This is a genomic window from Saccharothrix algeriensis (genome assembly GCF_016907655.1).
GTDB classification, from domain to species: domain Bacteria; phylum Actinomycetota; class Actinomycetes; order Mycobacteriales; family Pseudonocardiaceae; genus Actinosynnema; species Actinosynnema algeriense.
Genome location: NZ_JAFBCL010000001.1, coordinates 5,360,100 through 5,373,604 on the forward strand (window position 1 = coordinate 5,360,100; position 13,505 = coordinate 5,373,604).

Sequence of the window (13,505 nt, forward strand, 5' to 3'; positions counted from 1 at the left end):
TCCGCCCCCGAAGTGCCCGCCCGCTCCGCATCACCCAACGAGACGCTCCGGTTACCCGGTTGGGACGCGTGAGGACCACAAAATTGCGAGCGCGAACGTCGGTTCACGGTGAAGGGAGCGCAAAGAGCCGCCGAAAGGTGACAGGTATCACGTGCGGCGCCGGCTCCGGCCGGCGCCGCACGGGTCACGCGAGCGGGGGAGTGAACAGCTCCGGCACCTTCGCCGCGGCCGTCGAGTCGAGCAGCCACAGCGTCCGGCGGCGGCCCGTCGCGCCGGCCGCGGGCAGCTGGACCTCGCCCGCGCCGGTCAGCGCCATGGACACGGCCGCGGCCTTGGCCGCGCCCGTGGTCATCAGCCACACCTCGCGGGCCTGGCGGAGGGCGGGCAGCGTGAGGCTCACCCGCGTGGGCGGCGGCTTGGGGCAGTTGCGCACCGCCACCACGGCCCGGTCCCGCTCGTAGGCGGCGGGCGAGCCGGGGAAGATCGACGCGGTGTGCCCCTCCTCGCCCACGCCCAGCAGCAGCACGTCGAACGACGGCACCGGGCCGTGGTCCTCCGGCCGGGCCGCCGCGGCCAGGACGTCGGCGTAGGCGTCGGCCGCCGCGTCCGGGTCGTCGCCGAAGCGGCCGTCGGAGGGCTCCACGGCGTGCACCCGGGCCGGGTCCACCGGCACGTGGTCCAGCAGCGCGGCCCTGGCCTGGGTCTCGTTGCGCTCCGGGTGGCCGGCGGGCAGGAAGCGCTCGTCGCCCCAGTACAGGTCCACCCGCGACCAGTCCACGGCGTCGCGGGCCGGTGTGGCGCGCAGCTGCTCCAGCACCGCGGTGCCGGTCCGGCCGCCGGTCAGGACCAGCGACGCCCAGCCGCGCGCGGCCTGGGCGTCCACCAGCCTGGTGACCAGGCGGGCGGCGGTGGCGGCGGCCAGCAGGTCGCCGTCGCGGTGCACCACGACCTCGGGGCGGCTCATGCCTTCGCCCTCGACCTGCTCTTCGGCGCCTCGCCGGCGGCCGACTTGCCCGCCGGCGGCTTGGCCGACGCCGCCTTGCCCGCCGAGGTCCTGGCGGCGGCCGACGTGGACCTGCCGGCCGTCGACCTGGCGGCCGGGGCCACCTTCGCCGGGGCCGCCTCGTCCCGAGTCGCCTCGTCCCGGGCAGCCCTGTCCTGGGACTCCTCGCCCCGGGCGCCCTTGGCCTGGGTCCTGCCCCGCGCGGCCCTGCTCTGCGTCGCCCTGCTCTGCGTCGCCCTGCTCTGCGTCGCCCTGTTCTGCGCCGCCTTGTTCCGGACGGCCTCGGCGGGAGCCGCCCCGGCCTCGGCCTCGGCCGCCTCGGCGGGAGCCGCCCCGGCCTTCGGGTCGGGGGCCTTCGCCGCGCCCCTGGCCGCCGTGGTCCGGGTCGCCGCGCCCCTGGCCGGCGTCGTGGGCTTGCGCGCCGCCGCGGCCTTCACCGGGCCGCGCCCGCGCACGATCCTGCCCAGCGCGCCCAGCGCCACCTCGTACACCTCGTCGGGGTCGAGCCGGCGCAGCTCCTCGGCCAGGCAGTCGCGGATCTCGCGGCGCTGCAGCGCCACCCGCCGGTCGGGCTGGCCGGGCTGGGACAGCGTCCCCACGCGGCCGTCCGGGCGCACCAGCTCCACCACGCCGGACCGGCGCACCAGCCGCACGTCCACGATGCCCTCGCCGCGCGCCGCCTTGGACCGCTTCACCGGCACCCGCAGCGCACCCGCCAGCCACGCGGCCAGCAGGTCGGTGGACGGCGAGTCGGCCTCGCCGCCGACCTCCGCCTCGGTGACCTTCTCGTGCGGGGGCAGGTCGAGCGCCGAGGCGAGCATGGCCCGCCACAGCGTCAGCCGCGTCCACGCCAGGTCCGTGTCGCCCGGCGTGTAGCCGGCCCGGCGCTGGTCCAGCGCCCTGATCGGGTTCTTCTCGGCCGCCGCGTCGGTGATCCGCCGCTGCGCGAGCTGCCCGATCGGGTCGTTCGCGGGCGCCGCGGGCGCCTCGTGCGGCCACCACGCGACCACCGGGGTGTCCGGCAGCAGCAGCGGCACGACGCACGACGCGCCCTCGTTGGCCAGCTCCCCGTACAGCCGCAGCACGATCACCTCGGACGCGCCCGCGTCGCCGCCGACCCGGATCTGCGCGTCCAGCCGGGGCGCGGCCTTGCGCGCGCCCCGGGCCACCACGATCACCCGGCAGGGGTGCTCGCGGCTGGCGTCGTTGGCCGCGTCGACGGCGTCCTCGGTCTTCGCGCCGTCGTCGGTGACGATGACCAGGGTCAGCACCCGGCCGAGGGTGACCGCGCCGCCCTCCTCGCGCAGCTGCACGAGCTTGCTGTTGACCTGCGACGTGGTGGTCGAGGGCAGGTCGATGATCACGGACGCCTCCAGTGCCTACCGGTGCGGGCCAGCATCTCGTCCGCCGACGCCGGGCCCCAGGTCCCCGCCTTGTACTTCTCCGGCGCGCCGTTCGCGGCCCAGTGCGCGAGCACGGGGTCGAGGATCTCCCAGGACAGCTCGACCTCGTCGTTCTTGGGGAACAGCGACGGCTCGCCGAGCAGCACGTCCAGCAGCAGCCGCTCGTAAGCCTCGGGGGAGGACTCGGTGAACGCGTGGCCGTAGCCGAAGTCCATCGTGACGTCCCGGACCTCCATGGTGTTGCCGGGCACCTTGGAGCCGAACCGCATGGTCACGCCCTCGTCCGGCTGCACCCGCACCACCAGGGCGTTCTGCCCCAGCTCCTCGGTGGCGGTGTCGTCGAAGGGCAGGTGCGGCGCGCGCTTGAACACCACGGCCACCTCGGTGACCCGCCGGCCCAGCCGCTTGCCGGTGCGCAGGTAGAACGGCACGCCCGCCCACCGCCGCGTGTTGATCTCGCAGGTGATCGCCGCGTAGGTCTCGGTGGTGGAGTCCTTGGCGAAGCCGCCCTCCTCCAGCAGGCCGGGCACCTTCTGCCCGCCCTGCCACCCGCCGGTGTACTGGCCGCGCGCGGTGGTGGCGTCGAACGGGCCCACCGGCCGGGTCGCGGACAGCACCTTGACCTTCTCCGCCCGCAGGTCCGACGGCCGGAACGAGACCGGCTCCTCCATCGCCGTGAGGGCCAGCAGCTGCAGCAGGTGGTTCTGGATCACGTCGCGGGCCGCGCCGATGCCGTCGTAGTAGCCCGCGCGCCCGCCCAGGCCGATGTCCTCGGCCATGGTGATCTGCACGTGGTCGACGTAGTTGGCGTTCCAGATGGGCTCGTAGAGCTGGTTGGCGAAGCGCAGCGCCAGGATGTTCTGCACCGTCTCCTTGCCGAGGTAGTGGTCGATGCGGAACACCGACTCCTCGGGGAAGACCTCGTTGACGATCCTGTTCAGCTGCCGCGCGCTGCCCAGGTCGTGCCCGAACGGCTTCTCGATGACCACCCGCCGCCACTGGCCGGGGCTCTCGGTCGGCGGCGTGGCCAGGCCCGCGCGCTTGAGCTGGTTGACCACCGTGGTGAACGCGCTGGGCGGCACCGACAGGTAGAACGCGTGGTTGCCGCCCGTGCCGCGCTCGCGGTCCAGGTCGGTGATCGTCGTGGCGAGCGTGTCGAACGCGGTGTCGTCGTCGAACGTGCCCTGGACGAACCGGATGCCCTCGGCGAGCTGGTCCCAGACCTCCGGCCGGAACGGCGTGCGCGCGTGCTGCTTGACCGCCTCGTGCACGACCTGCATGAAGTCCTGGTCGGCCCAGTCGCGCCGGGCGAAGCCGACGAGCGCGAAGCCCGGCGGCAGCAGGCCCCGGTTGGCCAGGTCGTAGATCGCGGGCATCAGCTTCTTGCGCGACAGGTCGCCGGTCACGCCGAAGATCACCAGGCCGCACGGCCCGGCGATGCGGGGCAGCCGCTTGTCGCGGGGGTCGCGCAGCGGGTTGCGCTTGGTCGGCGCCGTCAACGCCCCTCCTCGGTGTGCCGGCGGCGGCGCCGTGCCGCCGTGAGCGGTGCGGTGCGCGGTGGACGAGGCGACCCGGTCACGAACCGTCCTCCTGGATCGCCTCGACCAGCTGCGCCAGCCCGGCGACGCGGTCGGTCAGGTGCAGCCGCAGCACCGGCCGGCCGCGGTCGGCCAGCACCTGGCCGTCGCCCAGCGCCTGCGCCAGCTGCAGCGCGCCCAGGTCGTAGGGCCTGCCCGGCACGTCCAGCGACGTCTCCGACGCGCCGGTGAGCTGGAGGTACACGCCGTTCTGGTGGCCGCCCTTGTGGTACTGGCCGGTCGAGTGCAGGAACCGGGGACCCCAGCCGAAGGTGGTCTGCAGGTGGGTCCGCTGCGCCAGCTCGGGCCGGACCAGCGCGAACGACGCGTCGTCCAGCCGGTCGAGGTAAGCCTGCACGGACAGGTAGCCGTGGTCGGGCGCGGCGGCGACGAGCGCCTTGAGCGCCTCGGCGACGGTCTTCACGTCGGCGGGCAGCCAGCCCTCGCTGGGGTGGGCCTCGATCGGGCCGTCCACGAAGGCGGGCACGGCGGGCGCGGCGGCGGGCGCGTCCAGCAGGGACCGGGCCGCCTTCTTGGCCGCCTCCACGTCGGGCTGGTCGAACGGGTTGATGTCCAGCACCCGCCCGACGAGCGCCGTCGCGTACTCCCACACCAGGAACTGCGCGCCCAGCGGGCCCTCCACCGCGACCGACGACGAGCCGGTGGCCGGCCCGATCGCGACGGTGGTGGCGTCGGAGCGGGCGTCGACGAACCCCGGCGCGCCCGGCCCCTCGACCACGACCGGCAGCAGGCCGGTGCCGTCCTTGCCGGTGGACTCGGCGATCAGCTGCTCGGCCCAGTCGCCCAGGCCCGCGATGCCCGAGCCGGTGTCGGCCAGCACGACCTTCTCCGCGCCGTGCGCGTGCGCCACGGCGAACGTCGCCGCCAGCACCACCGCCGGGTTGTCCGGCGAGTCGGCCGCCACCGCGGGCGCGACCGCCGCCGCCTCGTCGAGCAGCCGGCCGATGTCCGCGCCCGCCAGCCCCGAGGGCACCAGGCCGAACGCGGTCAGCGCCGAGTACCGGCCGCCCACGTTCGGGTCGGCCAGGAACACCTTGCGGTAGCCCGCCTCCCGCGCCGCGGCCTCCAGCGGCGAGCCGGGGTCGGTCACCACGACGATCCGCGAGGCCGCGTCGACGCCCTCGGCGGCGAACGCGGCCTCGAAGATCCGCCGGTGGCTGTCGGTCTCCACGGTGCCGCCGGACTTGGACGACACCACCAGCACCGTGCGGCGCAGGTCGCCCGCCAGCGCGTCGGCGACCTGGCCGGGGTCGGTGGTGTCGAGCACCACCAGCGGCACGCCCGCCGTGCCGGTGATGACCTCGGGGGCGAGCGACGAGCCGCCCATGCCGGCGAGCACCACGCGGTCGACGCCCTCGGCGAGCAGTTCCGCCCGCAGCGCCTCGACCTCGCCCACCAGCGGGCGCGACGTCTCGTGCAGCCCGGTCCAGGCGAGCCGGACGGACGCCTCCGGCTCCGCCGCCGGGCCCCACAGCGCGGCGTCGCCTGCGGTGAGCTTGCTCGCCACCCGGTCGCGGACCAGGTCGCCCACCACGATGGCGACCTGGTCCTCGTTCGGCGAGCGGACGATCTCCACGGAGACCACCTCGGTCATGTGCTTCAGTCCTTAGCCTGGTTCAGTTGCCCGGTCACCGTCTCCAGCAGCTCCGCCCAGGACTTCTCGAACTTGTCGACGCCCTCGGCCTCCAGCGCGATGAACACGTCGTCGAGGTCGATGCCGACCTCCACCAGCGCGTCGAAGACCTCCTGGGCCTGAGCGGCCCGGCCGGTCACGGTGTCACCGGTGATCCTGCCGTGGTCGGCGACGGCCCGCAGCGTCTTCTCGGGCATCGTGTTGACCACGTCGGCGACGACCAGCTCGTCCACGTAGCGGGTGTCCGGGTAGGCCGGGTCCTTCACGCCGGTCGACGCCCACAGCGGGCGCTGCGCCCGCGCGCCGGCGGCGGCCAGCGCCTCCCAGCGCTCGCCCCGGAAGGTCTCCTGGAACGCCGCGTGGGCCAGGCGCGCGTTGGCGATCGCCGCCCGGCCGCGCAGGTCCTTGGCCCGCGGGTCGTCCAGCGCGTCCAGCCGCTTGTCGATCTCGGTGTCCACCCGGGACACGAAGAACGACGCGACCGAGTGGATGCCGCGCAGGTCGTGGCCGTTCGCCCGAGCCTGCTCCAGGCCGGCGACGAACGCCTCCATCACGTGCCGGTAGCGCTCGATGGAGAAGATCAGCGTCACGTTCACGCTGACGCCCTCGGCGAGCACCTTGGTGATCGCGGGCAGGCCCGCGGTCGTGGCCGGGATCTTCACCAGCAGGTTCGGCCGGTCCACGGCCTTGGCCAGGTCCAGCGCCTCGGCGATGGTGGCCTCGGTGTCGCCGGCCAGCCGCGGGTCGACCTCCAGCGAGACGCGCCCGTCCACGCCGTCGGTGCGGTCGTGGACCTCGCGGAACAGGTCGCAGGCGGCGCGCACGTCCGAGGTGGTGATCTCGCGGACGGCGGCGTCGGTGCCCGCGCCGCGCGCGGCGAGCTGCCGCACCTGCTCGTCGTAGGCCGAGCCCTGGGCCAGGGCGGCGGCGAAGATGGTCGGGTTGGTGGTCACGCCGACCACGTGGTGGTCGGCGATCAGGCCGGCGAGGTTGCCGGTGTTCAGCCGATCGCGGGACAGGTCGTCCAGCCAGATCGACACACCGGCGTCGCTCAGCGCGGCCAGCGGGGTGGAAGTCATCTGCGTCATCTCCTTCTAGCGGACCTTGGCCAGCGACCGGCGCGCCGCCGCGACGACGTCCTCGGTGGTGAAGCCGAACTCCCGGAACAGCGTCTGGTAGTCGGCCGACGCGCCGAAGTGCTCGATGGACACGACCTCGCCCGCGTCGCCGACGAAGCGGTGCCACGGCTGGGCGATGCCCGCCTCCACCACGACCCGCGCCCGCACCGACGAGGGCAGCACCGACTCGCGGTAGTCCTCGTCCTGCGCGTCGAACCACTCGACGCTGGGCAGCGACACCACGCGGGTGGCGACGCCCTCGGCCTCGAGCACCTTCCGCGCCTCCACGGCGACCTGCAGCTCCGAGCCGGTCGCGATGAGGACCAGCTCCGGCTCGCCCTCGCCGGCCAGCACGTAGCCGCCGCGCTTGACGCCCTCGCGGGCCTTCTCCCGGGTGCCCTCCAGCACGGGCAGGTTCTGACGGCTCAGCGCCAGCCCGACCGGGCCCTCCAGCTGCTCCAGCCGGGCCGCCCAGGCGGCGGCGGTCTCGTTCGCGTCGCCGGGGCGGACCACGGTCAGGCCCGGGATCGCGCGCAGCGCGGCTAGGTGCTCGATCGGCTGGTGGGTCGGGCCGTCCTCGCCCAGGCCGATGGAGTCGTGCGTCCACACGTAGGTGACCGGCGACTTCATCAGCGCGGCCAGCCGCACGGCCGGGCGCATGTAGTCGGAGAACACCAGGAACGTGCCGCCGTACGGGCGGGTCGGGCCGTGCAGCGCGATGCCGTTGAGGATCGCGCCCATCGCGTGCTCGCGGACGCCGAAGTGCAGCGTGCGGCCGTACGGGTTCGCCTGCCACATCTTGGTGGAGATCGCCCGCGGGCCGAACGAGTCGGAGCCCTTGATCGTGGTCAGGTTGCTCTCGGCGAGGTCGGCCGAGCCGCCCCACAGCTCCGGCAGCAGCGGGCCCAGCGCCTTGAGCACCTCGCCGGAGGCTTTCCGGGTGGCGACGCCCTTCGGGTCCGGGTCCCACGACGGCAGCGCGTCGACCCAGCCGTCGGGCAGCACCCGGTTGTTCACGCGCTCGAACAGCGCCTTGCGCTCCGGGTTCGCCGCCGCCCAGGCGTCGTACGACTCCTGCCACTCGGCCTTGGCGGCCTCGCCGCGCTTGACGACCTCGCGGGCGTGCGCCAGGACGTCGTCGGCCACCTCGAAGGTCTTCTCCGGGTCGAAGCCCAGCGCCCGCTTGACCGCCGCGACCTCGTCGTCGCCCAGCGCCGCGCCGTGCGCCGCGCCGGTGTTCTGCTTGGTGGGCGCGGGGTAGCCGATGATCGTGCGCAGCAGGATGAACGAGGGGCGCTCGGTCTCGGCCTTGGCCGCGGCCAGCGCGTCGAGGATGCCCGCGACGTTCTCGCCGCCCTCCACGACCTGCACGTGCCAGCCGTACGCCTCGTAGCGCTTCGCGGTGTCCTCCGACAGCGCGATCGTCGTGTCGTCCTCGATGGAGATCTTGTTGTCGTCGTAGATCACCGTGAGGTTGCCCAGCTGCTGGGTGCCGGCCAGCGAGGACGCCTCGGACGTCACGCCCTCCTCGATGTCGCCGTCGGAGGCGATCACGAAGACGTGGTGGTCGAACGGGCTCTCGCCGGGCGGGGTGTCCGGGTCGAACAGGCCGCGCTCGCGGCGCGCGCCCATCGCCATGCCCACGGCCGAGGCCAGGCCCTGGCCCAGCGGCCCGGTGGTGATCTCCACGCCGGGGGTGTGCCGGTGCTCGGGGTGGCCGGGGGTCTTGGAGCCCCACGTGCGCAGCGCCTTGAGGTCGTCCAGCTCCAGGCCGTAGCCGGACAGGAAGAGCTGGATGTAGAGGGTGAGGCTGGAGTGGCCGGCGCTGAGCACGAACCGGTCGCGGCCGATCCAGTCGGCGTCCGCCGGGTCGTGCCGCATGACGCGCTGGAACAGCGCGTAGGCGAGCGGGGCCAGGCTCATGGCGGTGCCGGGGTGGCCGTTGCCGACCTTCTGCACCGCGTCGGCGGCCAGGACGCGGGCTGTGTCGACGGCGCGCCGGTCGGACTCCGTCCAGTCGTCGGGCAGATGGGCCTCGGTCAGCCGGGTGATGTCATCGGTGACGGACACGGACTTCCAGCTCCAGTCTCACGTAGGCGGCGGTTCGGACGGGGCGTTCTGATTCGATCCCGTCAGGCCCGATCCGCGGTTTTCCCTCGTCCGCCGGCCAGCCTAGTCGGCGGGTCCGACCCTCGTGCTCCGAACGCTCTGTGGGTGAACGCACAAGGGGGGCGAGCGCGTTCTCGGTACCGTTCAGGCGTACCCGGACGGGCTGTGTTTTCAACGCGCGGTTACGATCTGCGCATCCCCCCGACCACAGCGAGGAGTGCGATGAGTGCCGTCACGGAGCTTCCGGCGCGGTCACCGCGACAGGTCGTCGGGGCGTACGTCGCGCTGACCAAGCCGCGCGTCATCGAGCTGCTGCTGATCACCACGATCCCGGCGATGCTGCTGGCCGAGCGCGGCCTGCCGCCGCTGTGGCTGATCGCCTGCACCCTGGCGGGCGGCACCCTGGCCGCGGGCTCGGCGAACGCGCTGAACTGCTACGTCGACGCGGACATCGACTCGGTGATGAAGCGCACCGTCGCCCGCCCGCTGGCCCGCAACACCATCCCGCCGCGCAACGCGCTGGTCTTCGGCGTCGTGCTGGGCGTGGTGTCGTTCCTGTTCCTGTGGGCGACGACGAACCTGATCTCGGCGGTGTTCGCCGTCGCGACGATCCTGTTCTACATCTTCGTCTACACGCTGGTGCTCAAGCGGCGGACGTCGCAGAACATCATCTGGGGCGGCATGGCCGGCTGCATGCCGGTGGTCATCGGCTGGTCGGCGGTGACCGGGACGGTCGCCTGGCCGGCCCTGGTGATGTTCGGCGTGATCTTCTTCTGGACGCCGCCGCACACGTGGGCGCTGGCGATGAAGTTCAAGGAGGACTACGCGCGGGCGGGCGTGCCGATGCTGCCGGTGGTGGCGACGGCGCAGCAGGTGACGCGGCAGATCGTCATCTACTCGTGGGTCACCGTGGTGTGCACCCTGCTGCTGGCCCCGGTCACGTCGTGGATCTACGTGGTCGTGGCGGCCGTGTCGGGCGTGTGGTTCGCCGTGTTCGCGCACCGGCTGCACGGCGTGGTGCGCCGCGGCGGGTCGACCAACACGATGAAGTTCTTCCACCTGTCCAACCTGTACCTGATGCTGGTGTTCTGCGGGCTGGCGGTCGACGCGGTCGTCGGCCTGCCGGTCCTGGGTTGGCCCTTCTGATCCGACCACCCTCGGACGGGTGATTTCGCCGGGGGTGGCGCCGCCGTGCCGGCAGGCCGGTTCCACTGGCCTGATCGGGTGACGTCAGGCTTGTCCGGTCGAGTGGCGCCCGCTCGCGGGCGAGCGGCCACCGGCGAGCACCGGACCCGGGCCGACCGCTGAGCCCGACCGCAGAACCCGACCACTGAGCCGACTGAACCCGACCGCTGGGCCGACCGCCGCGCACCGGGCTCGGCGGTGAGCCCGGTGCGCGGCGGTCAGCTCCGCACCAGCTGCTCGGCCAGCACCTTCCGCAGGCGGGTCAGCGCGCGGTGCTGGGCGACCCGCACCGCGCCGGGCGTGGACGCGACGGCCTCGGCGGTCTCCTCCGCCGACAGCCCCACCACCACGCGCAGCAGCAGGATCTCCCGCTGCTTGGGCGGCAGCACGCCCAGCAGCCGCGCCATCTCCTCCGACAGCTCCCCGCGCAGCGCGAGCAGCTCCGGACCGGCCTCGGCGCCGGGGCCGTCGGGCACCTCCGCCATGGGCTCGGTCCGGTTGCGCGCGCCGTAGCGGTGGGCGTCCGCGACCTTGTGCGCCGTGATCCCGTACACGAACGCCAGGAACGGCCGCCCCTCGTCCCGGTAGCGCGGCAGCGCCTTGAGCACGGCGAGGCAAGCCTCCTGCGCCACGTCGTCCGCCGGTGTCGCCGACCCGCCGAGCCTCGCCCGGCAGTACCGCAGCACCGCCGGCCGCACGGCGCGCAGCAGCAGGTCCACCGCGCCCCGCTCGCCCGCCACGGCCGCGGTCACGACCTCCGGAGCGACCGTATCCCTTAAAGGCACCGTCCTGTCGTCCGCGAACACCACGCACCTCCGCCCCAGCCGCGGCGCCCCACCGCGACATCAACACTGGGGACGCGCACGCAGCGTGAGTCTTACGCGGGCGTTCGGAGTAATTTCGGGTTTCTTTCGGACCAACTTGGCCTGAAACAGGTTTGCATCCGTAGTCGGGCCGTTCTCAGGGCACCTCGGCGAGCAGTCGTCCCACGGTCGGGTCATCCAACGACTCGACGATGCACTGCCACAGCTCCAGGTTCGCCGTCGCCCAGCGCGAGTAGGTCGCCGCCGCCTCCGGGTCGTAGAAGTAGTAGCCGTCGTCCTGCTTGGCCTGCTGCTCGCCGACGATCTTGTGCGCCAGCTCCCGCAGCGTGATGCCGTTCTCCTCCAGGTACCTCGGCGCGAGCACGACCGGCGTCACCGGCAGCGCCTTGAACAGGGTGTCCGCGTCCGACAGCGCCTGCGCCTCCAGCGAGATGTGCCGGTGCCGGGTGCGCATCTCGGCCTCCTCGACCACCGCGTCGACCCGCGCGGCCACGTCGTCGGGCACGCCCGCGCCGGCCAGGACGGACAGCCGCAGCCGCCGCCCGTCGACCGGCAGCGAGTTCTTGCGGACCATGTAGTTCACGTCGTGGACCAGGGCGGCGACCTCGACCAGCGCCACGTCGGCGCCGTTGCGCCGGGCGAAGCCGACCGCCTTGTCCCGCACGAAGCTGACGTGGTGCCAGCCGTGGAACGGCAGTTTCGCGGCGAGGGCGCGGCACAGCCGCCACACCTCGCCCTCCACCTCGGAGATCGCGCGCGCGGTGACCGTCGGTGCCGAGACCGTGCTCATGGGACCCCTCCCGTGCCGGGTGGGGCCGATGGTAAGTCGAACGGGTGATCCTTTAGAGGCTGTTCGCCAGTTCCTCCAACCTGGACTCGACCGGGACGTGCCGGTGGCTGGTCCGCGTGTCCGGGTCGTAGGACAGGCTCCACGGGTTCACCGCGCGGCTTTTCACCAGGAAGGTCAGGGTGTCGTCCGCCGCTTTCGGGATCCGGTGGAATTCGTGCGCCAGCATCGTCCCGGAATCGCCCTGCTGGGCCTGCGTGCTGCGCAGCAGCGTCGTGTCCCGGATCGACCGGCCGTCCTCGGCCAGTCGCGCGCTGAAGCGTTCGTGCAGGTAGGAGCCGGTGAGCAGGATCGTGCAGAAGTGGTAGCGGTGGTTGTGGATGGAATCGGCGTAACCCCGCCGCCAATCCCGCTGCGGTTTGTACTCGTGCAGCCAGAACGTGAACGGCTCGGCCGGCTCGTCCCGCAGGCACCACGCGAAGTGCGTGGTCGTCTCCCGCGACCGGGCGGCCACCCGCATCTCCTCCTGCGGGCTCAGGGCGCGCAGGTGCGCGCGCAACCGCTCTTTGAGTCCGGGTCGCCCGGACCATTCCCGGAATCGCCCGGCGACGTGCCGCCACTGGTCCGCGGCGGGCGTGTCGGTCAGGGCGATCATGGTGGCGAGTTCGGTGACGGCGGAGGCCCCGGAGGGCTCGGTCAACACGGCTTATCAGCTCCCCAACTGAGCGGAGGCGGAGAATTCCCGGCGGAACCGGTGGAACTTTTCCTCGAGCGCTCGGAAACCTTCTTCGGACAACGCCGTCCCGGTGATGCGCTCGAACCCGGCGAGGAACTCGGCGCGCGTGGTGCGCGGCGTGACGACGACGTGCAGGCCGGCCTTGGAGTTGCTGATCCGCAGGAACTCGGCGCGCTCCATCCCGTGCAGGAAGGAGCCCTCGGCGAACCGGAGGGTGCGCGGGTAGAGCCGGACCGCGCCCGCTCCGGCGTTGCTGTACAGGGTGATCCACGCGCTGTCGTCGAACAGCTCCAGCCGGTCCAGCGGCGGGTCGGGCACGATCGTCAGGTCGATCCGCGAGCACCGGCCGCGGGCCAGGAACAGGCCGACGAGGCCGACCGAGATCTGGTCGCGCAGCCGCGCCGCGATGGCGTCGTAGTCGCTCTCGGCGCCCTCGTGCCGCAGCAGGTAGCGGGCCCGGCCGCTGATCGCGTCGTCGTCCCGCGGGTCGGCGAGCACGGCCCTGAGCTCGCACTCCCCGTGCGAGAGCAGCAGCCGGCACGCCGCGTACCGGCCGGCGAAGCCGCGGAACCCGTACAGCCGGGTGCGCTCCAGGTCCTGCATCATCAGCTGGTTGAACGCCGGGTCCGGCCGGGCGGTGGGCTCGAACACGTCGCTGGGGAAGAACTCGCGGTCCAGCGCCCGGTACTCGGCGGTGAGGTCGCGCAGCGCCTTGCGGCTCTCCTCCACCACCGGGGCGAGCAGCGCCCGCTGCGCCGCGGAACTGGTGATCAGGGTCTGCCCGAACCCGACCACGGCGGAGATCATGGTGCCGGTGCCCACCGACCCGATGAAGTTCCGCAGCGCGCCCGGCTCCATTCCACTGGAAATGGCCAGGCTCGCGGCCGAGGTCACCACGAGGACCAGCAGGAGCAACCCGGTCCTGGTCCAGAACAATTCGCGCAACAGGGTGCCGCGTGCGCCCCCGGGCTCCGCGGACACAGGGGTCACCTCCTTGGCGGACACCCGGAAGGCCGAATGCCGCAGGTTTCCGATCAACTGCGCGGAGTTACTGTACGCTCGGGTGCCGAACTGCGGAAGCGGTAATTAGTGGCACATTTGCGGATGAA

Annotated in this window: 10 protein-coding genes and 1 pseudogene; 1 reads left to right on the forward strand and 10 read right to left on the reverse strand. The window is 73.1% G+C overall.

All coding sequences use genetic code 11. From position 1 onward, the window contains the following. Positions 1-184: 184 nt before the first annotated feature. The 6 genes and pseudogenes from pgl to tkt all read right to left on the reverse strand — a co-directional run bounded on the left by pgl (position 185) and on the right by tkt (position 8,825). Positions 185-964, reverse strand: a complete 780-nt coding sequence (gene pgl / locus JOE68_RS24570) for a 6-phosphogluconolactonase (RefSeq protein WP_204844628.1) — start codon at positions 962-964, stop codon at positions 185-187. A 425-nt stretch (positions 965-1,389) separates the two neighbouring features. Beyond that, a pseudogene (gene opcA / locus JOE68_RS24575) lies at positions 1,390-2,367 on the reverse strand (glucose-6-phosphate dehydrogenase assembly protein OpcA); the annotation flags it as partial. Further along, positions 2,364-3,905 carry a glucose-6-phosphate dehydrogenase gene (zwf, locus tag JOE68_RS24580; protein ID WP_204844629.1) on the reverse strand — a complete coding sequence of 514 codons (1,542 nt, stop codon included), beginning with the start codon at positions 3,903-3,905 and terminating at the stop codon, positions 2,364-2,366. The pseudogene opcA and the gene zwf, both read right to left, overlap by 4 nt. Before the next feature lie 76 nt (positions 3,906-3,981). Then, a complete protein-coding gene (locus JOE68_RS24585) occupies positions 3,982-5,598 on the reverse strand; it encodes a phosphoglucose isomerase-related protein (RefSeq protein WP_204844630.1) in 1,617 nt (538 codons plus the stop codon). A gap of 5 nt (positions 5,599-5,603) precedes the next feature. Then, positions 5,604-6,716, reverse strand: a complete 1,113-nt coding sequence (gene tal / locus JOE68_RS24590) for a transaldolase (RefSeq protein ID WP_204844631.1) — start codon at positions 6,714-6,716, stop codon at positions 5,604-5,606. Between the two features lie 15 nt (positions 6,717-6,731). Beyond that, positions 6,732-8,825, reverse strand: coding sequence for a transketolase (tkt, locus tag JOE68_RS24595; protein ID WP_204844632.1), 2,094 nt, complete (start codon positions 8,823-8,825; stop codon positions 6,732-6,734). A 261-nt stretch (positions 8,826-9,086) separates the two neighbouring features. Between tkt and JOE68_RS24600 the strand changes: the two genes are divergently transcribed. After that, positions 9,087-10,010: a heme o synthase gene (locus JOE68_RS24600; RefSeq protein WP_204844633.1), complete on the forward strand. Its 924-nt coding sequence runs from the start codon at positions 9,087-9,089 to the stop codon at positions 10,008-10,010. Positions 10,011-10,267: 257 nt separating this feature from the next. Here JOE68_RS24600 and JOE68_RS24605 read toward each other — a convergent pair whose 3' ends face one another. From JOE68_RS24605 to JOE68_RS24620, 4 genes are all read right to left on the reverse strand, one after another. Next, positions 10,268-10,834, reverse strand: coding sequence for a sigma-70 family RNA polymerase sigma factor (locus tag JOE68_RS24605; protein WP_204844634.1), 567 nt, complete (start codon positions 10,832-10,834; stop codon positions 10,268-10,270). A gap of 175 nt (positions 10,835-11,009) precedes the next feature. Then, positions 11,010-11,663, reverse strand: a complete 654-nt coding sequence (locus JOE68_RS24610; RefSeq protein ID WP_204844635.1) for an HD domain-containing protein — start codon at positions 11,661-11,663, stop codon at positions 11,010-11,012. 52 nt (positions 11,664-11,715) lie between these two features. After that, the gene (locus tag JOE68_RS24615) at positions 11,716-12,315 is read right to left on the reverse strand and encodes a hypothetical protein (RefSeq protein ID WP_204846270.1); all 600 of its coding nucleotides are present in this window, start codon (positions 12,313-12,315) and stop codon (positions 11,716-11,718) included. 54 nt (positions 12,316-12,369) lie between these two features. After that, complete coding sequence (locus JOE68_RS24620) at positions 12,370-13,377, reverse strand: hypothetical protein (RefSeq protein WP_204844636.1); 1,008 nt, start codon at positions 13,375-13,377, stop codon at positions 12,370-12,372. Between the last annotated feature and the right edge of the window lie 128 nt (positions 13,378-13,505).

Bases quoted from the DNA above. Each gene is read 5' to 3' on its own strand.
- pgl (WP_204844628.1), bottom strand. From the start codon at position 964: ATGAGCCGCCCCGAGGTCGTGGTGCACCGCGACGGCGACCTGCTGGCC.
- JOE68_RS24585 (WP_204844630.1), bottom strand. From the start codon at position 5,598: ATGACCGAGGTGGTCTCCGTGGAGATCGTCCGCTCGCCGAACGAGGAC.
- tal (WP_204844631.1), bottom strand. From the start codon at position 6,716: ATGACTTCCACCCCGCTGGCCGCGCTGAGCGACGCCGGTGTGTCGATC.
- JOE68_RS24600 (WP_204844633.1), top strand. From the start codon at position 9,087: ATGAGTGCCGTCACGGAGCTTCCGGCGCGGTCACCGCGACAGGTCGTC.
- JOE68_RS24610 (WP_204844635.1), bottom strand. From the start codon at position 11,663: ATGAGCACGGTCTCGGCACCGACGGTCACCGCGCGCGCGATCTCCGAG.
- JOE68_RS24615 (WP_204846270.1), bottom strand. From the start codon at position 12,315: ATGATCGCCCTGACCGACACGCCCGCCGCGGACCAGTGGCGGCACGTC.